Genomic DNA, 19,241 nt, shown 5'->3' with positions numbered 1-19,241 from the left:
CGCCCTCACGTGAGCCTCGCCTGCCGTCTGCGCGAAAGCGCTACCTCGAGCCGGGTGATGGCCTCGCGCAGTGTGCCCGGTTCCTTGCAGAACGCCCAGCGGACGAATGGCTCCGCTTGCGGGTGGTCACTGAGCGCCGACATGGGGATGGCGACGACACCCGCATGCTGTGGGATCCACTCGCAGAACTCGCTCCCGGAGTTGAAACTCGGGCCCGTTACGTCGGTGGAGGGGGAACCGGTCACGTGGGGGGAGGGGGAGCCGGTCACGTGGGGGGAGGGGGAGCCGGTCACGTCGGGGGAGGGGGAACCGGTCACGTCAGTGGAGATGAAGTACGTTCCTTGGGTGGTCAGGACCCGCATCCCCAGGTTCGCGAGTCCGGTGGCCAGCAGATCCCGCCGGGCGGCGAGGGAGGTGCGGAACTCCGTGAAGTACTGATCGGGCAAGGTCAGACCTTCGGCAATCGCCCACTGGAAAGGTCCGCTCGAGACGTAGGACAGGTGCTGCCGGACAACCTTGACGGCATCGATGAGTCGGCGTGGACCGGTCGCCCAGCCAACCTTCCAGCCCGTGAACGAGAAGGACTTGCCACCCGACCCAATAGTGACGGTCCGCTCCCACATTCCGGGGAGGGTCGCGATCGGAACGTGTTCGTTGTCGTCGAACCACAGGTGCTCGTATGCCTCATCGGCGATCACGAGGAGGTCGTGCTCGCAGGCGACCCGAGCCACGGCCTCGAGTTCGGCCCGGGTGAAAACGATGCCCGTCGGATTGTGCGGGGAGTTCAGCAGCAGCAGTCGAGTGCGGGGAGTGATTGCCGCGGCGAGGGCCGCCGGATCGGGGCGCAGGTCCGGCCCCGAAAGCGGCACGGTGACCCGAGTGGCCCCGGCGAGGGCGATGTCTGCCGGGTAGAGGTCGAAGTACGGGTCGAACATGACGACCTCATCACCGGGTTCGGTCAGCGCCAACACAGAAGCAGCGATGGCTCCCGACGCGCCGGTCGCCACCACAACATCGGTCTGCCAGTCGAGTTCCAGGCCATAGCGGCGTTTCTGGTGCGATGCGATGGCACGACGCAGTTCGGGCAGCCCGTGTGCCGGAGGGTACTGGTTGCCGCGGCCGTCTCGGATGGCCTCGATCGCCGCCTGTTTGACCACCTCGGGGCCATCGTCATCGGGGAACCCCTGTCCTAGATTGACGGCCCCGAGTCGGGTCGCGAGCGCCGACATCTCGCCAAAGATCGTTCGTGAGTACGGCCGCATCCGCTCGACCAGGGCGGTGGGTTCTGGGGACTCATGCGGCATGGGCGTCATGCTGCCCTGGGAACCTGGCGCGACACCACCGCTTTCGCGGCCTTCTGCCCTCACACTCCCCAACCTGCGCCAGCACTTCCGCTGCCGCAAACGTCGATCCATTCCGCCGGCCCGTCCCGGAAGTGCTCGCCGACCCGACGCCGGGCGTCTCGGAACTCCGGCCGCGTAGCTCCTGGCTCACGCCGGTCGAGCCTCCTGGGGCGGCGGCGCGATGAACCCCCGCGATAGATTCGAGTCCATGAGCAAGACGAACCCGGGCAACTTCTTCGAGGACTTCGCGGTCGGCCAGGTCATCGACCACGCGACCCCCCGCACCGTCACGGAGGGCGATCGGGCGGTCTACGGCGCTCTGTATCCGACGCGGTTCGCGATCCCCTCGTCGGCGTCATTCGCGGCATCGGTTGGCCTGAAACCGCACCCGGTCGAGGACCTGATCGGGTTTCACATCGCCTTCGGTAAGACCGTGCCCGACATCTCGCTCAACGCCGTGGCGAATCTGGGTTACGCGGAATGCCGGTTCGTCCGCCCGGTGATCCCCGGCGACACGTTGCGCACAACGTCGACGGTCATCGGACTGAAGCAGAACTCCAACGGCAAGAGCGGTGTCGTTTACGTGCGCTCGGTTGCGACGAACCAGCGTGGCGAAGTCGCCATCGAGTGGGCCCGCTGGGTCATGGTGCACAAGCGCGACCAGTCGGTTCCCGCTCCCGACACGGTGATCCCCGAGCTCGCGCCCTTCGTGGATCCGGCGGATCTCGTGATCCCGGAGGGACTGGACTTCACGGACTACGACTTCGAAGCAGCCGGAGAGCCTCATCGGTTCGGCGACTACGACATCGGGGAGCGGATCGACCATGTCGACGGAGTCACCCTGACCGACCCGGAGCACATGATGGCCACGCGACTGTGGCAGAACACCGCGAAGGTGCACTTCAATACGCAAGCCCGGCCGGACGGTCGGCGACTCGTCTACGGGGGGCACGTCATCTCGCTGGCGCGGGCGCTGTCGTTCAACGGCTTGGCGAATGCGCAGTTGGTCGCGGCGATCAACGCAGGCGCCCACACCGCCCCTGCGTTCGCCGGAGGACACCATCTATGCCTGGTCCGAGGTGCTCGACAAGGCTGACACCGCTGCCCCCGGAGTTGGTGCCCTGCGCCTGCGCCTGGTCGCCACTCGCGACCGAGACGAGTCCATGACGCTTCGCGGCGAGGACGGCAAGTACGCTCCCGGGGTGCTGCTCGATCTGGATGTGTGGGCGCTGATTCCGCACTGACGTTTGGGGCCCTACCGGAGCGGACCTTGCCTCCGCCCGGGACAAGGTTCTTGGGGACCGGGTTGTCGTCGGGTTCGCCCCCCGGCGCCGCACGTGCCGGGCCTATTCTGACGGTCGTGACGTCAGTGCCCCGGCCCCGTAATCGCCTGTTGGCCGATCCGACTCCGCTCTATCGGCTCGAGCGGCTGTCCCGCGCGATCGACCGGGAGATCTGGATCAAGCGGGACGATCTCACTCCAGTAGCCATGGGCGGCAACAAGGTCCGCAAACTCGAGTACTTGCTCGACGAGGCGGATGATCGCGATGCCGATGTGCTGGTCACGGTTGGCGCAGCGCAGTCCAATCATGCCCGCGCGGTTGCCGCGGTCGCTGCGATGACAGGTCGCGAGGCACGGCTGATCCTCGCGGGTCACCCGGGAGCAACGCCGACCGGGAATCTGCTGCTCGATGAGATGTGGAATGCGCGACTGGAGTTCGTGTCGTCCGGTGGTTGGCCCGCATGCCTGCGGCGAGCCGAGGAGTTGGCGGCGGAACTTGCAGCAGCGGGTCGGCGACCCTTTGTGATACCCGTCGGTGGGTCGACGGTGACGGGTGCGTTGGGCTACGCCCGCGCGTATGACGAACTGCTCGAGCAGGGGGTCACGGGAACATTGGTGTGCGCGTCGGGCAGCGGGGGCACCCATGGGGGTCTTCTCGCCGGGCACGCGTTGACGTCCACGGGACCAGAGGTCGTTGCGGTGCAGGTCTCACAGACAGCGCAGTATCTGTCGGACATGGCCGCGGACCTGGCCGAGGGAGTGGTCCACCGACTGGCGGCGACTCCCGAACGGTCGGCTGTCGTCACAGTGCTGGACGGCTACTTGGGGCAGCGGTACGGCCTCGCCACGGACGGCGGCAGGAGGGCGCAGGCCCTGCTGATGCAGACCGAGGGAGTCGTGCTCGACGAGGTCTACACCGCGAAGGCCTTCGCCGCTGTCCTGGCCGCGGACGAACGCATCCCCGCGGGTCCGGTGACCTTCATTCACACCGGCGGGGGGCCGTCCGTTTTCGCCCGCGAGTAGCCGAGACCTCGCCCGGATACACCGATCCTTCGGTGACTGCTCCTTCGGTGACTGCGCGCCACTATCGGGGCTCCCTGGCGGTGTTGCAGCTGTTCCAGCCGGACTACTTGCGGAGCCGGATGTTCTGCCGGTGGGGCCGTTCCCGGAAGGTGAGACGTGCATCACTGTCACCTTCCCAAGAGATCGAACATATGTTCGAATCAGACATGGGGATGCACGCAACACAGCCACCGGGTTCTGGCTCCGATCCTGGTGATGATTCAGATTCCACCGGCCTTCCGCTGGCGGACCTCCTGACCGCAGATGCCGCGAACTGCCCGCCACGGGTGCGGCACCTGGTGGAACTCCTGGCTGAGATCTGCCAGGAGCCGCTGGTGGGCGGCTTGGTGTCCGGGGCCGCCCTCGCGGACCGACTGGCGGTGTTGGCTCGGGCCCGCCTCGTTCTCGATGCTGAGATCGGCCGCACGCTGGCGGCTGCGGAGCGTGGGGGCGTGTTGCCCTTCACTCCTGGAACGTTTCTGCAGCGCGAAGCCCACTGGTCCGGCTCGGCTGCGGGTGCCACGGTCGCGGCCTCCCGTCTGGCCGATCGTCACCGGGACCTCGCGCAGTTATGGCAGTCCGGGCGGGTCCCCAGCGAGTCCCTCGCTGTCATCGCGCGGGAGTTGAAAGGCCTTCCAGTCGCGGTCGAGCAGAAGTTCCTCGCCGCTTGTCTCCCGCAACTCCCCCAGATCTCAGTCGCCGGCGTCCGGGTTCTCACCCGGCGTTTCCTGGACCTGCTCCACCCCGACGACCGCGACGCACAGGAGCAGACTGACTGGGAACGGCGAACGCTCACCGTTACCAAGCACGGCGGAATGGCCATGTTGCACGGGGAGTTCCCGGATCTGGAGGGCGAGGCGATTCTCGCAGCGCTCGATGCGCTGGCGGATTCCTTGCGCGTCGAAAACGACCACCGCCACAACGGGCAACGTCGCGCCGATGCGCTCATCACGTTGGTGAATCGCGCCGCATCCTACGGTGATGTCCCCGCCACGCGGAGTGGATTGCCGGTGGCCACCACGATCACAGTCGGAATCAGCGAAGCCGATCGGGTGGCTGCCGGCCAGTCCCGATCGGGCATCCGGGACCTTGCCCAAGACGTCGCGGACGGTATCGATCCTGGTGCACTGGCCGTCTCCGGTGGCGGCAATCCGCTCACCCTGGGTGACGCGGCGGTCCGTTTCGCGCTGTGCACCGGGGAGCACACGGGGGTCGTCATCGATGACGGTGTCAGCTCGGGCGGGTCGATCTCCCGAGCCCTCGGCATCACCCAAGTTCAGCCGCTGGCGATAGGACGGAAGTTACGACTGGCTACCCCCGCACAACGCACTGCCCTGGCGCTGCGAGACCGGGGCTGTGTCATGTGCGGCAGGCCTCCTAGCGAATGCCAGACGCATCACCTCACGGACTGGAGTGCCGGCGGGAGGACGGACGTGGATCAGCTGGTGCTGCTTTGCTGGGTGCATCACAGAGAGGTCGACCTCAACAGATGGACGATCTGCCGAAACCCCGAAACCGACCCGTATGAACCGCGCTGGCTCATTACGCCCGTGCCCCGGCATCAATGGCGCCGACGACGACCCCACGCAGCGTGAACTCGGCCCGCTACGTGTCAGGTGCCCGGCCGGCAGGGCCGAGCTGTAGCACCCAGCCCACGTCACACGAACAGCAGCCCACGGCACTCGAAGGGCAGCCCACGGCACTCGAAGGGCAGCCCACGGCACTCGAAGAGCAGCCCACATCACACGAAGAGCAGCATGTACCCGCTCTGGTAGATGTAGAAGAACGGCACTCCGCCGTCGTACAGCACAGTGAAGAACACGGTGGCCAGGCCGCCGACGAACACCGCTGCCAGACGCCAGGTGACCGGTCGTCCCTCGCTCCTGCCCTGCCGCAACGACCATGCCCGCCACAGACTCTCACCGAGCGCCGCCACGGCGCATTGAGCAGCGATGGCGGCGATGGTCATCGGATTGACGCCGTAGTAGGCAGCCTGCCCCAGCGGGAAGTAGCCGGACGCCCCGATCGCGGCGACCACCCCATACGCGAGAGGTCCCGACAGCAGTGCAAGCGCCAGAATCGGACGGGATGCGCGCCGGCTCCGCAGCGGACCCCACACGACGATCACGGCCACGAACATGCCGAAGCCACGCAGCAGCACACCGAGATTCATGAGCAGCGCGTACGCACCACCGAGTCGGTCGGGGTGGCCCGCGAAGGAACCCACGAACACCGAAGCAAGGACCACGAGGATCGCGGGCACCAGGGCAACTGCCGTCACCCCAGCACCGGTCGCGCTCATCTCGGGGTGTGGGCGCGCCGAGACGGCCGTCACACCACACCGCCGTGCTCGACCCGGTGGCGCAGTTCCGTCAGCCGCCGCGCCATTTCGGCGGTCTTCATCGGGTTCTCGGAGGCGAGGTCATGCTGGGTGCGGGGGTCGGCGACGATGTCGAACAGTTGCGGCGCGGGGCCGGTCTCGTACTCGACGTACAGCCAGCGGTCGTCCCGGACCGCCTGCAGACCCGGGACGTGGTACGGATAGTCGGGGAAGTACTCGTACATGAACTCGTCGCGCACCGAGTCCTCATCGCCGGTCAAGACGTCTGCCACCGACTGACCCTGAGCATCGGGCAGGGGATCCGCCCCAGCCCAGTCGAGCAGGGTGGGTGCCAGATCCGCATTCAGGATCATGGCGTCGGTGGTGCCCGGCTCAATCCCCGGGCCGGCTGCGATGAAGGGCACTCGGGTGTTCTCCTCGTACGCCCAGCGCTTACCGGTCAGCACATGCTCGCCCCAGGAGTAGCCGTTGTCACTGGTGTAGACGACGTATGTGTCCGACAGATCGACATCGTCGATGATGCGTCCGACCTGGTCGTCGAGGCCCAGCAGCGTCTCGTTGTAACGGCGGTACAGGCTGCGCAGGTCGCCGAGGGTGCCCTCCCAGATGTTCTGGTCCATCAGGGACTGGAACGCGAAGGACTCCTCGGGCAGGTCCGACAGGTCCGCCTCGTCCAGTGCACCGGCGAACTTCTCGGGCGGGATGAAGCGATGGTGAACGGCCTTGTGGGCGAGCCACAACGCGTACGGCTTGCCCGATGGTCGTGTGTCGATCCATTCCAGGGCCAGATCAGTGAGGTCCTGCGTGATGTAGGTGCCCGGTCGTTCGGTCATCACCCCGTTGATGAGCAGGGGGCAGTCGATGTACTGCCCCTGACCCTCCTCGGCGGTGAAGGTGATGAAGGTATCGACCCCACGCAGGTCCGGCAACTGACCCGGCATGTGCCATTTGCCGATGAAAGCGCAGTCGTAACCGGCGGCCATGAGCGGTTCGAAGAAGGTCTCGGTGTCCGGGTTCCAGGCTGTCAGGTTGTTCTGCACCCCGTGGTTGCGCGCGTACTGGCCGGACAAGAACGTTCCGCGCGACGGACTGCACAGTGCCGTGGTCACGAACGCGTTCCTGCCCACCATCCCCTGGCTCGCCAGTCGGTCGAGGTTGGGGGTACTCAGGAAGGGTGGGTGATCCGGGTGGTAGCTCACATGGTCCCAGCGGTGATCGTCGCTCACGATCACAACGAAGTTGGGCTTGGCTCCCTGTGCGGCAGCGGGATCGACGGGAACGGGGACCGGGCGCCCGCCCACCTCGCTGGTGTCGGCGCATGCCCCTAAACCCGTGGCCCCGGCAGCGCCGATCAGGCCCGCCATGAACGCCCGCCGTGACGGCCGCGGCGGCGGTCCGGCGATTGGGGTCACCGCACCAGCGTAGTTGTCAGTGGACTGCGGATGTCGACGTCGGATGGGGACGTGGGATGGGGACGTGGGATGGGGGCGTGGGATGGGGTGGGTGGGGGCGTGGGAGGTCGACGGGGGATGTGAGTGAAGGCAGAGGCGTGGGTACCGGCTGCGGTCTACCCTTTGGGGATGCGCCGACGCCTGCTCCCCGGACTCGTGGTCAGCGGGGCACTGGCTGCGGCGGCACTCGCGCCGGCCACGTCCCAGGCCACTCCCGCTGCGGGTCCAGCGTCGACCGCCGCGGCTGACGAGACCGGCGGTGTCACACAGGCGACGTGCTTCTGGTTCGGTCCCATGGGGATGCAGTTCCCGTCCAGCAACCTGGCCTACCCCGACGAAGGGGCGCTGTACTGGGGTGCGCGCTTTCGTCTTCCGCCTGGTTCGGTGCTGAGGCTCGAAGGGCGCTATCCCCACGCCAGGTACATGTCGATGAACTCATACGGCAGGGTCGACGGGGTGGAGCATGCCGCGGTCGCTGCCCTCGAGGACAAGGACATCGAACCGAACCGGGGGAGCACGAACCCCTACCGTGTCGGTGCCGACCGATATCCCCAGAATCGCTCCTACACGATCACCGTCCCCGCCGAGGATCTGGGCCGACGCGGACCGAACTTCCTCGATGTCCCCAGCACCAACGACGGGGCCGTGCAGGAACTGATCTACCGGGTCTACCTTCCCGATCGTGGCCGGGACCGCGGCGTTCGCTCGTTGCCTCGACCGGTGCTTACGTTGGCCGATGGCCGGATGCTGCGTGGTGACGATCTGTGCGCGACGATCAATGACCCCCAGCGGTACTTCACCTTCCAGACGATGCCCGCGGCTCTATACGCCGCCCTGGTCAACACACCGGGTGGTGATCCGACCACCAACTCGGCGTTCAGTCCGGCGCGCTGGGAGAAGTTCTTCAACACTCCGTTGGCCCTGTCCATCTTCTACGTCGGAACGGATCTGGCCGAGCGGCGACTGCAGGATCTCGCGATCGGTGTGGCTGGTGGCTACTACGACAACAGGTCGGTCAACTATGCGGTCGCGCCGATCAACGCGTCCTTTGGTGATGTCCTGGTGTTGCGCGGCAAGCTGCCCACCACGCCGCGCACGGGGCCGCGGGTTCGCACTATGGGTGCCGGACAGATGAGGTACTGGTCCATCTGCCAATCCACCAGCCCGGTGGAAACCAGCACGATCGACTGTCTCGCCGATGAACAGGTCCGCAAGGTGCTCGACAAGGACCGCCGCTACACAGTTGTCGTCAGCCGCCGCGAGGATCGCCCCACCAACGCACGGCCGGCCTGCAACGTCGCCTGGTTGAACTGGGGGGACCAGTGGGACACCCTGGGCCGGCGCAGCGGGACATTGCTCCTGCGCAACCTCGCGTCCGATCCGTCTTTCGACCGGTCGTTGCAGAAGGTGGGTCTGGACGACATCGACGTGCTCGGTCTGCGTAACCGTCCCGAACAGCGGGTCATGGGCGCCTACCAACCCACGGGCGAGTACGTCAGCACTGCGCAGTTCGAGCGCGGGGGCTGCACTCGCGGCGGCGTTCGCGGACTGGGGTGACACAGCCCAGCGTCATCGACATCCGGCGCGGCCGGGTTGCTGTCAGCGCTCTGTTCTTCTGCCAGGGGTTCGCGTTCGCCGCGCTCATCACGCGCATTCCCGCGATCCAGGAAGCTTTCGCGCTGAGCGAGGGGGCACTGGCGGGACTCTTGGCGCTTGTCCCGATCCTCGCTGGAGTGGGAAGTGTGGTGGCCGGGCACCTGGCGGTCCGGTACCACAGCGCCGTGGTCCTGCGCGTCTGCGGGTTGCTGGTCAGCGCAAGTCTGGTTCTGGTCGGGGCTGCCACGACGGTGGCCTCGTTCCCCTTGCTGCTCGCGGCGTTGGTGCTGCTGGGCTTCGGGCTTGGATCTGTGGACGCCGCGATGAACATGCAGGGCATCGCGGTCCAGGCTCTGTCGGGGCGCACCGTGATGGCGTCGTTCCACGCCTGGTGGAGTCTGGCCACCATCCTTGGGGCGGTCGCTGCATCGGTTGCCGCCGGGACATCTTTGCCCCTCGTCGGTTTCATGGTGATCATCGCTGCGGTGCTGATCCCCCTGCAACTGCTGGCGGGCCCTCGACTGGTGCACGAGCGGATCGCGGATCTTCCCGGAGCCGATCCGCTGCAATCCGGGGCTGTTCCCTGGCGCCCCCTTCTGGTGTTCGGGACTGCTGTGGTGATCGCCTTCGTGGTCGATTCGTCGGTGTCGAATTGGTCGGCGGTCGACCTGGTGTCGGTATTGGGTGCATCGGAGTCCGTGGCCGCACTGGCGTATGCCGCGTACGCGGTCACCATGCTGGCCGGGAGGGTTGTCACGGACCGAGTGGTGACGCGCATCGGTGCCCCGCCCGTGATCCGCGCAGCCTCGCTCACGACGGCCCTCGGTCTGGTCGGAGTGGCGCTGGCCCCCGATCCGGGGTGGGCGATCGCCGCCTTCGCCGTCGTCGGGCTGGGGATCAGCCCGATCCTGCCGCTGGCCTTCGTGGCTGCCTCTCGACACGATCCGGGGCACACGGGCGTGGCCGTCGCCCGAGTGAACGTCGGCAACTACATCGGTTTCGTCCTGGGGGCCCCCTTGGTGGGCCTCATCGGGGAGTTCTCGTCGTTGCGGGTCGGCTTCGGGGTCTTGGCCGTTGTGGCCCTCGGAATCTTGTTCACCGCGCCTTCGTTCACTGGGGCCTTCGGTCACGGGCCCTTCGTGTCACGGGGCCTTCGGTCACGGGTGGGTCGCTCGGGGACTGAAGCCGCAGCTCAACCGCGACCCTGTGTCGCCCGAGTGCCAACTGACGGATCATCGCAGTTCGGGCCTGCGGCACCGCTATCTCACCGATCGGGTCTCACTGATTGCGGGTCACCGTGGGTGGCGCCGAGGCGGTCGACCGCCGGCGACCCGGCGTACCAGCGGCCGCGGCAGGTACTGGGTTGCGAGGCTCAGCACCTTGTACTGGTTGCCGGGAACGCTGACGAGGTGGCCCCGGTCGGCGTCGTCGAGGGCCTGTCGCACGACCTGATCGACGGTCAGCCACATCCAGGACGGGACCCCTGCCATGTCCATGTCGGCTCGCTGGTGGAACTCCGTGTGGACGAATCCCGGACACAAAGCAGTCGCCGTGACGCCCGTCCCCGACAGTTCGTTGGCCAGCCCCTCCGTGAATACGGTGACCCACGACTTGGCGGCGCTGTAGGTGCTCCCCGTGATCCATCCCGCAACACTGCTGACGTTGATCAAGGTCCCCGAGCCCCGCTCGACCATCCCGGGCAGCGCCGCATGGGACAAACGCATGACCGCAGTCACCAACACGTCCAAGAGTTGCTGCTCGGCGTCGATGTCACCGCCGATGAAGCCCTGCTTGACGCCGAACCCGGCGTTGTTCACCAGTACGTCGACCGGTCGATCGGGGGAGGCGGCCCGGTCTGCTACGTGATCGACGTCGGCGCGAACCGACAGGTCGGCCGAAACCGTCTCGACACCCACGCCGTAGGTCGCAGTGATACGGGCGGCTACCTCGGCCAGCCGCTCCTGGGTGCGGGCCACGATCACCAGATCGTGTCCCCGGGCGGCAAGGGCGTCGGCGAACCCGAGTCCCAATCCGGCAGTCGCTCCAGTGATGAGTGCGGTCATGAGTCAACCTTGTCCTATCAGGAGCCCAGCCGCTGCCGATCTGCCGGGCCGGGGGCCGCCGGGTGGCCCGGATGATCTTCGCTTACCCTTCTCGATAACGATCGGAGGGCGATGTCACTGCTTTTCAACCCCCGCACCTACGACCCCAGCGGGTTCGACGAGTCCACGCAACGCCAACTCCTGGCTCTCATCGATTTCTTTGAGACCAAGGGATTGGCCCGGAACAAGGCCGAGTACTACTCCGGTGAGTGGTACGACGACTTCCTCGCCCTCGTCGCCGAGCACAACATCTTCTCGACCTTCGCCACCCCGGCGGAGGTGGGCACCCTCATCGATGACGACGATGCCCGCTGGGACCTGGCCCGGATCAACGATCTCAACGAAATCCTCGGCTTCTACTCGCTGTCCCACTGGTATGCGTGGCAGGTGTCAGTGCTCGGGCTCGGGCCGGTATGGCTGAGCGCGAACGATACCGCCCGCAAGCAGGTTGCGCAGATGCTCGCCGACGGCTCGATCTTCGGGTTCGGATTGTCCGAACGAGATCACGGCGCCGACATCTACTCCACGGACATGATCCTCACCCGTTCGCAGACCGGATGGACCGCCGAAGGCGGCAAGTGGTACATCGGCAACGGCAACGTCGCGGGTCGCCTCAGCGTCTTCGGTAAGTTCGCCGACGACGACCCGGAGCATCCCGGGGAGTACGTCTTCTTCCTGGTCGATACGCAGCACGATTCCTACGAGCTGATCAAGAACGTGGTCGCGGGTCAGATGTTCGTGTCCGCATTCAACCTTCATGACTACCCCGTCACCGCTGACGACATCCTGCACGTCGGCAAGCCGGCGTGGGATGCGGCCCTGGCCACCGTCAACGTCGGCAAGGTGAATCTGGGCTGGGCCAGCATCGGCATCAGTGAGCACGCGTTCTTCGAGGCGATCACTCACGCCAACAACCGCATCCTGTACGGCAACCGGGTCACCGACTTCCCGCATGTCCGGCGGATGCTCGCCGACGCCTATGCCCGCCTCGTCGCGATGAAGGTCTACGCGGCTCGTTCGGCCGACTACTTCCGGTCGGCCTCCGCAGACGACCGGCGCTTCCTGCTGTTCAACCCCATCATGAAAGCCAAGGTCACCAGCGAGGGTGAACGGGTCATCGACCTGCTGTGGGACGTCATCGCAGCCCGCGGATTCGAACAGGACACGTACTTCTCGCGGGCCGCCACCGACATCCGCGCGCTGCCCAAACTCGAAGGAACGGTGCACGTCAACATCGCATTGGTGCTGAAGTTCCTGCCGATGTACCTCGGGGCTGCGCATGGCGGGGCTCAAAAGTACCCGGGTGTCGCTGTCCGCCAGGACTCGGCCGACGACGCGTATCTGTTCCATCAGGGACCGGCCAAGGGATTGAGCAAGATCGGATTCGCCGACTGGCGCCCGGCGCTCGACCGGTTCGGGCACTTGCCCAATGTCGCGGTGTTCCGCGAGCAGATCGACGCGTTCACGCAGCTGGTCATGACGGCGCCTCCCACCGAAGCGCAGCAGAAGGACCTCGACTACCTCCAGGTTCTCGGTCAGTTGTTCACACAGGTCGTGTACGCGCAACTGATCTGCGAATCGGCCGCCCTGGCCATGGACGCGGGCCAGACCCGCAGCGGATCGGTCAGTGACATCAGTGATCTCACTGAGGCCCACATCGACCGGATCTTCGCGGTCTTCGTGCAGGACATGGCCGAGCAGGCGGTCGCGTTGAACGGGCAGCCATCGGCGACCGACGCTCAGCGCACCGCCGCACTCGCGATCATCAAACATCCGGTGATCGATCCGGTGGCCGAAACTGAGTTCGTCGCTGAGGTGCTGTCCTATGACGGCACCTACGAGATGAAGCCGTGAGCGCTCACGAGAATCTCGCGAGCGACGACGCCCGCGCCGAGTTGCTCGCCGGCATCAAGAACAAGGCGGTCGTCCACGGCAAGGTGATCTTGTCCAGTGGGCAGGAGGCCGAGTACTACGTCGACCTGCGCCGAATCACGCTGGATGGGTCGACGGCTCCACTGGTCGGTGAGGTGATGCTCGACCTCACCGCGGACTGGGACTACGACGCAGTCGGTGGGCTCACGCTGGGAGCTGATCCCGTCGCGACCGCCATGATGCACGCTGCCGCTCGACGAGGGAGGCAGCTGGATGCTTTCGTCGTGCGCAAAGAGTCGAAACAGCATGGGCTGCATCGGCGCATCGAGGGTCCTGACGTGTCCGGGCGCCGGGTACTCGCCGTCGAGGACACGTCCACCACGGGAGGATCGGTGTTGACAGCTGTCGAGGCGCTGCGCGAGGCAGGGGCCGAGGTGGTCGGGGTCGCGGTGATCGTCGAACGAGGCGCAGCCCCCACAGTCGGCGCGGCCGGCTTGGAGTATCGCGCTGCCTTCCATCTCGACGATCTCGGTCTGGCCTAGCGAACTCGCGACGGTGGGTCGATCCGTAACTCGCGCGCGCGGTGAGATCGCGGCCCGACTGCTCGTCCTGGGTGGCACTGCCTTCGTCGGTCGCGCGGTCGTCCAGGTGGCGCTGGCTTCCGGCTACCGCGTAACCACCTTGAACCGCGGGGTCTCGCGGTCTGATCTCCCCGGGGTGGAACGCTTGCGGGCAGACCGCGACGATCCCGACGCCATGCGCAGAGCCCTCGACGGCAGAGTGTTCGACGGAGTGATCGACGTGTCGGGCTTGGCGCCCGCCCAGGTTCAACCCGTCGTCGATGAACTCCATGACCGAACTCCGCACTACACCTTCGTGTCCACAGTCAGTACCTACGCTGAGGGCGCGTATCAGATCCCACCGGGACAGGCCATCAGCGAGGACTTCGACGCTCTTGCCGGTGACCCGGATGACACCAGTGCACCGGACATGGGGCGCTACGGCGAGCAGAAGCGGGGCTGTGAACTGGCAGTACTGAATCAGTTGGGTCCCGACCGGGTGCTGATTGCCCGCCCGGGGCCGGTCCTCGGTCCTGACGACAATGTCCACCGCATCCCCTATTGGCTGGGTCGGATGGCAGCCGGTGGGGACGTGATCGCGCCCGGTCATGCAGGGCGGATGTTCCAGTTCGTGGATGTCCGAGATCTGGCGAAGTGGCTCGTGACGGCGACATCGGCGCAATTGTGCGGGACGTACAACGTGGTCAATCCTCCCACCAGGGACACCTGGGGGGATTGGCTGCACGAATGCGGTCGGGTGACAGGGTCGGTCGCAACAGTTCATTGGATCGATGACCAGAGCCTCATGCGACACGGACTCAATACAGGGTTCGACCTGCCCCTGTGGTTCGGGACTGATCTTCCTGGTTTCGATGATCGTCTGATCCGGGACACGGGATTTCGCGGTCGCCCGCTGGCGCAGACAGTCGAGGATTCCTGGGAATGGCTCCGGACCCATCCCCATCCCCCAGCTGGCACCCGACCACCACCGTTGTCGCGTGAAGCTGAACTGAGGATCCTCTCCGCGATCAGGGAGGATCCAGAACGGTGATGTTGACAGCCGCCTGACCGTCTTGGGTCAGGACGGTCAGTTGCACCCGCACATCGCCCTTCGTCCAGGCGCTCACCCCACCGATCGGGCCCTCACCGAATCCGCTGTCAAGGGTGAAGCCATTCGCCCGGAGGTCGTCGCTCAACGCTTGGTAGACGGCATCGGGGTCGCCGTCGCCTTGGTAGGTGGCGCTCCAGGTCGGGCCCTCCGGTGAGTTGAGTCGAATCGCATTGACCAGCGGCAGGCCTTGCGGGGTCGGAACATCGGTCGGCCAGTCTTCCGGCAGTGAGGTTCCCGGCGCGGGTTCGATTCCGGGAGCCGAGGACTCGATGACGGGCAAGGTGGCCGGCTCAGGTCCTGCGCATCCCGTCAGCAGGGCGACGGCCGCGACCCCGGAAGCGAACAGGGTCGAGGCGAGTGGCCGGAGGCTTCGGTGACGGTGCATAGGTTCAGCCTGCCCGCTGCGCCCGGACCTGTCAGGCACTCACACGGTCCAGCGCACCTGACTGGCGTCCCTGACCTGCCGTGCGGATGGGGTTCCGTTCAGACGGTGGGGTCTGACGCTTTGCTCGTGGCGCTATTGGCGCGGCGGGAGCGGATGAGTTCCCACAGGATCGGAATGGCGGAGACGAACACCACGGTCAGGAGCATGATCTCCAGGTTGTTCTGGACGAACGGGATGTTGCCGAGGAAGTAGCCCGCCAGGGTCACGCCGGCTGCCCAGATCGTCCCCCCGACGGCGCTGTAGGCGACGAAGGTCCGGTAATCCATCCTGGCGACGCCGGCGATGGCGGTGATGAAGGTACGCACAATGGGCACGAACCGGGCCAGGATGATGGCTCGGGGTCCGTATTTCTCGAAGAACCCGTGCGCCTGATCGACGTACTCCTTCTTGAACAGTTTGGAGTCCTTGCGCTCGAACAACGGCGGCCCGGCCTTGGCGCCGATCCAGTACCCCGTCACGTTCCCCAGGATCGCCGCCGCGGTCAGGATGACGACCGCCAGCCAGATGTTCACGGGGATCGACCCTTGCGCGATGAGCAGTCCCACCACGAACAGCAGGCTGTCACCCGGCAGGAAGAAACCGATCAGCAGACCGCATTCGGCGAAGATGATCAGCACCGCGCCCCAGAACGCGTACGGCCCGAGCGCCGCCAGGATGTATTCGGCATTGAGCCAGTCCGGGAGCAGAGCGGGAACTTGGGTCAACACGTGAGAAGGGTAACCGCCCGCACTCGGGGACAAACGTTGCCTCGGTCACCTCGGCGGGTCCAGCGGAGCACTCGGCATGGCTGAAGCCGCCGGAAGACGACGCCGGAAGAAGACGCCGGAAGAAGACGCCGAAACTGGTGTAGTGCGATTCGGGCTAGCCTCTTCGCCATGACGGGAGTCGGAGTGGGGCCGTGTCCGCGACCCTGGCCCGATGATCCGCGCCTGGACCCGGAGTTGCTGGCCAACGGGGATGCCCGCAACGTGGTCGACCGCTACCGGTACTGGACGGTGGATGCCATCGTCGCTGACTTGGACACCCGACGATTCGGTTTCCATGTTGCGATCGAGAATCTCCAACACGACTTCAACATCGGGTCGATCGTGCGGACGGCGAACGCGTTCCAGGCAGCCGAGGTTCATATCGTCGGTCGGCGCAGGTGGAACCGTCGCGGAGCGATGGTCACCGATCGCTACCAGCACATCCGCCACCACCCCGATCCGGCGGCGCTGGGCCTCTACGCCTCGGCTCGCGACCTGCCGATCATCGGCCTCGACAACGTGTCCGGCTCACTACCGTTGGAGCACCAGGCGCTGCCATACCGGTGCATCCTGCTGTTCGGTCAGGAAGGTGGGGGGTTGTCCGAGGATGCACGGTCCCGGTGTTCGGTGACATTGGCGATCGCCCAGTTCGGCTCGACGCGGTCGATCAACGTCGGGGCGGCTGCAGCGATCGCCATGCACTCTTGGATCAGGCAGCATGCTGGCTGAGCGGCGCTTCCAAGGAGCGCTTCCCTGGGGGAGGAAATGGATGAACATGTGGGGCGAGGAAATGAGGGCCGTGCGGTGATGAAGATCGTGGTCGTGGGCGGTGACGCCGCGGGTATGACGGCGGCGAGTCAGGCGAAGCGACTGCTGCGTGACGAAGCGTCGATCACGGTGATCGAGCAGCAGCAGTGGACGTCGTATTCCGCGTGTGGAATCCCCTATTGGATCGCCGGCGACACCGACGGCCCCGAGGAGTTGGTCGCCCGCTCCCCAGAGCAACATCGAGCCAACGGAATCGACGTGCGAACGGGCATGCTCGCCACCCGGCTGGACCCTGCCTCCTCCTGTGTCACCGCCGAGCCGGTAGCCGGCGGTCCGGCGCAGACCTTTGACTTCGACCACTTGGTCATCGCCACCGGTGCTCGGCCGGTGACACCGCCGATCCCAGGATTCGAGTTGGCTCAACGGGTGCATACGCTCAGCGACGGGCAGGCCGCGATCGATGCGCTCGAGGGCCGACACCCGCGGCGTGCCGTGGTCATGGGTGCGGGCTACGTAGGTCTCGAGATGGCCGAGGCCGCAGTGAGCCGGGGCTTGCACACCACCGTGGTGGACGCGGCTCCCGAGCCCATGATGACCCTCGACCCCGACATGGGTGAGCGGGTGCGGCGACTCATGGTCGAACGGGGCGTGACCATGCGGATGTCCGAGCCGGTCACCGCCATCGAGTCCGGCCCCGACGGTCTGGTCGCCCTGGTCAGGACCTCCGGCGGGGAGTATCCCGCCGACATCGTGTTCGCTGGCCTGGGGGTGCGCCCGCGCACGGAACTCGCGGCCGAGGCAGGTTTGGCGCTGGGAGGCCACGGGGGTCTGCTCACTGATCCCCAGCAGCGCGTTCTGGGATGCGACAACATCTGGGCCGGAGGCGATTGCACCGAGGTCGTCAATCGACTCACCGGGTCGCGGATGTGCGTACCGCTGGGAACCCACGCGAACAAGCAGGGTCGCGTGATCGGACTGAACCTCGCGGGCCGCGACGCGCAATTCCCCGGCGTCCTGGGAACCGCGATCACCAAATTCGCCGACGTCGAGATCAGTCGGACGGGACTCGGAGAGTCCGACCCGGCGGCGGTCGACCTGGTCGCGGCCACGGTGGAGACCGGGACCCGCGCGGGTTACATGCCCGGGGATTCTCCGATGTGGGTGAAGATGACCGCTGCGCGGGGCAGTGGACTGCTGCGTGGCGCACAGATCGTGGGGGGTCCCGGGGCCGGCAAGCGCATCGACGCCGTGGCGACCGCGTTATGGGCGGGAATGACGGTGGCAGAAGTCGTGCAGTTGGACTTGGCCTACGCCCCACCGTTCTCGCCCGTGTGGGATCCAGTCCAGATTGCCGCCAGAGCGCTGTTGTCCCGACTCGACTGACGTACGGAGTGGGTCCTGGCGAGGACCATCAGCGGGTCCGCGCCTTCACACCGCTGCGCGGCTCAACTCACCCATCTGGCGCCCGATCGCGATCGCTCGGGCCAGGCCTCCCGGGAGGACCCCCATACTGGCGAAGCCGTGGATCTGGTCGCCGAAGCAGCGATACCCGACCGCAGTTCCAGCGGAACGTAACCGGTCCGCGTAGGCAGCACCCTCATCCCGTAATGGATCGAACCCGGCTGTCCACACCAGGGCGGGAGGAAGATCGCGCAGATCGTCGGCCAACAGGGGCGAGACCCACACGTTGTTCCAGTCGTCGGGGTCCGGGACGTACTGATGTCGGTACCAGTGCATGTCCGCGCGGCTCAGGTAGAAGCCGTCGGCGAAGAGATCGATGGAAGGTGACTGCAGCCGCAGATCTGTCCCCGGATACAGAAGGCCCTGCGCCACCGGGCCGGCCTCGCCGGAATCGCGCATCGCGATGCTGACGACGGCGGCGAGATTGCCGCCGGCGCTGTCGCCCATCACCGCAACCGCGCCCGGGATGCCATCGGTGGCAGCCGTGTCCCGCAGGTCCTTGAATGCCGCGAGGCAGTCGTGGACGGCTGCCGGGAACGGGTGCTCGGGCGCCAGGCGGTAGTCGACGGACACCACCGTGCATCCGCTTGCGATGGCGACCACCCGACACAGCGCATCGTGGGTGTCGAGGTCCCCAACGACCCAGCCACCCCCGTGCAGATACATGATCGTCGGGCTGAGGGAGGCGTCCGCGTCCCACGGCTGGTAGCGCCTGGCGGACAACCGCCCCTCAGCGCCCGCGACGGTCATGTCCGTGACATTCACCCGTCTCGCCCGAGGCATGGCGATGCGCGCCGAGTCCCGGATCTCCCGGCGCCGGGTCGCCACATCGGCCTCGTCGTCCGTGATCAAGCCCAGCCGTTGTCCGAGCACCAGCATCGCGTGGGTCGCGGGTTGGAGCGGCTCGCCGTCCACCACGACCGGGCCACCGAACAAGCGGGTGAGCAGAGTGGGCGGCAGGCTCAGGGTGGCGGCGAATGCACTCCCTGTGATGTCGTGTTCGAAAGTGGCCATGCCCGATACCTTGCCATCTGCCCCTCGGGCACGCCCGGCTGAGTCATCCAGGGAACGGAGCTCAGCCGGGGTGTGTCGGGCGCGTTC

17 protein-coding genes and 1 pseudogene are annotated in these 19,241 nt (G+C 66.5%); 11 read left to right on the top strand and 7 right to left on the bottom strand.

Annotated features, from left to right (window positions below):
* Positions 1 to 5: 5 nt before the first annotated feature.
* A complete protein-coding gene (locus V9E98_05275; GenBank protein ID MEI2716396.1) occupies positions 6 to 1,304 on the bottom strand; it encodes an aminotransferase class I/II-fold pyridoxal phosphate-dependent enzyme in 1,299 nt (432 codons plus the stop codon).
* 247 nt (positions 1,305 to 1,551) lie between these two features.
* Between V9E98_05275 and V9E98_05270 the strand changes: the two genes are divergently transcribed.
* The 4 genes from V9E98_05270 (at position 1,552) to V9E98_05255 (ending at position 5,282) form a co-directional block, all read left to right on the top strand.
* On the top strand, positions 1,552 to 2,439 hold the full coding sequence (locus tag V9E98_05270; GenBank protein ID MEI2716395.1) for a MaoC family dehydratase: 888 nt from the start codon (positions 1,552 to 1,554) through the stop codon (positions 2,437 to 2,439).
* A complete protein-coding gene (locus V9E98_05265) occupies positions 2,423 to 2,587 on the top strand; it encodes a hypothetical protein (GenBank protein MEI2716394.1) in 165 nt (54 codons plus the stop codon). Before V9E98_05270 ends, V9E98_05265 begins: the two co-directional genes overlap by 17 nt.
* A gap of 116 nt (positions 2,588 to 2,703) precedes the next feature.
* On the top strand, positions 2,704 to 3,648 hold the full coding sequence (locus V9E98_05260) for a pyridoxal-phosphate dependent enzyme (protein MEI2716393.1): 945 nt from the start codon (positions 2,704 to 2,706) through the stop codon (positions 3,646 to 3,648).
* Between the two features lie 191 nt (positions 3,649 to 3,839).
* On the top strand, positions 3,840 to 5,282 hold the full coding sequence (locus tag V9E98_05255) for a DUF222 domain-containing protein (protein ID MEI2716392.1): 1,443 nt from the start codon (positions 3,840 to 3,842) through the stop codon (positions 5,280 to 5,282).
* Between the two features lie 146 nt (positions 5,283 to 5,428).
* Here V9E98_05255 and V9E98_05250 read toward each other — a convergent pair whose 3' ends face one another.
* Positions 5,429 to 5,989 (bottom strand): hypothetical protein, encoded by a 561-nt coding sequence (locus tag V9E98_05250; protein ID MEI2716391.1) that lies wholly within the window; start codon positions 5,987 to 5,989, stop codon positions 5,429 to 5,431.
* Between the two features lie 29 nt (positions 5,990 to 6,018).
* On the bottom strand, positions 6,019 to 7,440 hold the full coding sequence (locus V9E98_05245; protein MEI2716390.1) for a sulfatase-like hydrolase/transferase: 1,422 nt from the start codon (positions 7,438 to 7,440) through the stop codon (positions 6,019 to 6,021).
* Positions 7,441 to 7,608: 168 nt separating this feature from the next.
* Here V9E98_05245 and V9E98_05240 point away from each other — a divergent pair, with 168 nt between their 5' ends.
* Positions 7,609 to 9,036: a hypothetical protein gene (locus V9E98_05240; protein MEI2716389.1), complete on the top strand. Its 1,428-nt coding sequence runs from the start codon at positions 7,609 to 7,611 to the stop codon at positions 9,034 to 9,036.
* Positions 9,037 to 9,398: 362 nt separating this feature from the next.
* Positions 9,399 to 10,157 (top strand): annotated as a pseudogene (locus V9E98_05235) (MFS transporter).
* A gap of 210 nt (positions 10,158 to 10,367) precedes the next feature.
* On the opposite strand, the gene V9E98_05230 reads toward V9E98_05235, so the two are convergent.
* Entirely contained in the window at positions 10,368 to 11,138 is a 771-nt protein-coding gene (locus V9E98_05230) for an SDR family oxidoreductase (protein ID MEI2716388.1), read from the bottom strand.
* Positions 11,139 to 11,249: 111 nt separating this feature from the next.
* Here V9E98_05230 and V9E98_05225 point away from each other — a divergent pair, with 111 nt between their 5' ends.
* Genes V9E98_05225 through V9E98_05215 form a run of 3 tightly spaced genes read left to right on the top strand, consistent with a single transcriptional unit; the run spans position 11,250 to position 14,660 of the window.
* On the top strand, positions 11,250 to 13,031 hold the full coding sequence (locus V9E98_05225; GenBank protein ID MEI2716387.1) for an acyl-CoA dehydrogenase family protein: 1,782 nt from the start codon (positions 11,250 to 11,252) through the stop codon (positions 13,029 to 13,031).
* A complete protein-coding gene (gene pyrE / locus V9E98_05220; GenBank protein ID MEI2716386.1) occupies positions 13,028 to 13,591 on the top strand; it encodes an orotate phosphoribosyltransferase in 564 nt (187 codons plus the stop codon). The genes V9E98_05225 and pyrE overlap by 4 nt, the downstream gene beginning before the upstream one ends.
* A gap of 13 nt (positions 13,592 to 13,604) precedes the next feature.
* Positions 13,605 to 14,660, top strand: coding sequence for an NAD-dependent epimerase/dehydratase family protein (locus V9E98_05215; GenBank protein ID MEI2716385.1), 1,056 nt, complete (start codon positions 13,605 to 13,607; stop codon positions 14,658 to 14,660).
* On the opposite strand, the gene V9E98_05210 is transcribed toward V9E98_05215, so the two are convergent.
* Together V9E98_05210 and V9E98_05205 are read right to left on the bottom strand one after the other, a co-directional pair.
* Positions 14,638 to 15,105: a hypothetical protein gene (locus V9E98_05210; GenBank protein MEI2716384.1), complete on the bottom strand. Its 468-nt coding sequence runs from the start codon at positions 15,103 to 15,105 to the stop codon at positions 14,638 to 14,640. The genes V9E98_05215 and V9E98_05210 overlap by 23 nt on opposite strands.
* Positions 15,106 to 15,203: 98 nt before the next feature.
* Complete coding sequence (locus V9E98_05205) at positions 15,204 to 15,872, bottom strand: VTT domain-containing protein (protein ID MEI2716383.1); 669 nt, start codon at positions 15,870 to 15,872, stop codon at positions 15,204 to 15,206.
* Between the two features lie 168 nt (positions 15,873 to 16,040).
* Here V9E98_05205 and V9E98_05200 point away from each other — a divergent pair, with 168 nt between their 5' ends.
* Both V9E98_05200 and V9E98_05195 read left to right on the top strand, forming a co-directional pair.
* On the top strand, positions 16,041 to 16,640 hold the full coding sequence (locus tag V9E98_05200; GenBank protein ID MEI2716382.1) for a TrmH family RNA methyltransferase: 600 nt from the start codon (positions 16,041 to 16,043) through the stop codon (positions 16,638 to 16,640).
* Between the two features lie 78 nt (positions 16,641 to 16,718).
* On the top strand, positions 16,719 to 18,062 hold the full coding sequence (locus V9E98_05195) for an FAD-dependent oxidoreductase (GenBank protein MEI2716381.1): 1,344 nt from the start codon (positions 16,719 to 16,721) through the stop codon (positions 18,060 to 18,062).
* 45 nt (positions 18,063 to 18,107) lie between these two features.
* Here V9E98_05195 and V9E98_05190 read toward each other — a convergent pair whose 3' ends face one another.
* On the bottom strand, positions 18,108 to 19,154 hold the full coding sequence (locus V9E98_05190) for an alpha/beta hydrolase (protein ID MEI2716380.1): 1,047 nt from the start codon (positions 19,152 to 19,154) through the stop codon (positions 18,108 to 18,110).
* Between the last annotated feature and the right edge of the window lie 87 nt (positions 19,155 to 19,241).

This window comes from Candidatus Nanopelagicales bacterium, from assembly GCA_037045355.1.
In the GTDB taxonomy this organism is placed as follows: domain Bacteria; phylum Actinomycetota; class Actinomycetes; order S36-B12.
This window is presented reverse-complemented; position numbering and strand designations above follow the sequence as displayed.

Coding starts and splice junctions, on each gene's coding strand:
- V9E98_05240 (MEI2716389.1), top strand. CDS start 7,609: ATGCGCCGACGCCTGCTCCCCGGACTCGTGGTCAGCGGGGCACTGGCT.
- V9E98_05270 (MEI2716395.1), top strand. CDS start 1,552: ATGAGCAAGACGAACCCGGGCAACTTCTTCGAGGACTTCGCGGTCGGC.
- V9E98_05195 (MEI2716381.1), top strand. CDS start 16,719: ATGAAGATCGTGGTCGTGGGCGGTGACGCCGCGGGTATGACGGCGGCG.
- V9E98_05210 (MEI2716384.1), bottom strand. CDS start 15,105: ATGCACCGTCACCGAAGCCTCCGGCCACTCGCCTCGACCCTGTTCGCT.
- V9E98_05250 (MEI2716391.1), bottom strand. CDS start 5,989: ATGAGCGCGACCGGTGCTGGGGTGACGGCAGTTGCCCTGGTGCCCGCG.
- V9E98_05190 (MEI2716380.1), bottom strand. CDS start 19,154: ATGGCCACTTTCGAACACGACATCACAGGGAGTGCATTCGCCGCCACC.
- V9E98_05255 (MEI2716392.1), top strand. CDS start 3,840: ATGTTCGAATCAGACATGGGGATGCACGCAACACAGCCACCGGGTTCT.
- V9E98_05230 (MEI2716388.1), bottom strand. CDS start 11,138: ATGACCGCACTCATCACTGGAGCGACTGCCGGATTGGGACTCGGGTTC.
- V9E98_05275 (MEI2716396.1), bottom strand. CDS start 1,304: ATGCCGCATGAGTCCCCAGAACCCACCGCCCTGGTCGAGCGGATGCGG.
- V9E98_05225 (MEI2716387.1), top strand. CDS start 11,250: ATGTCACTGCTTTTCAACCCCCGCACCTACGACCCCAGCGGGTTCGAC.
- V9E98_05200 (MEI2716382.1), top strand. CDS start 16,041: ATGACGGGAGTCGGAGTGGGGCCGTGTCCGCGACCCTGGCCCGATGAT.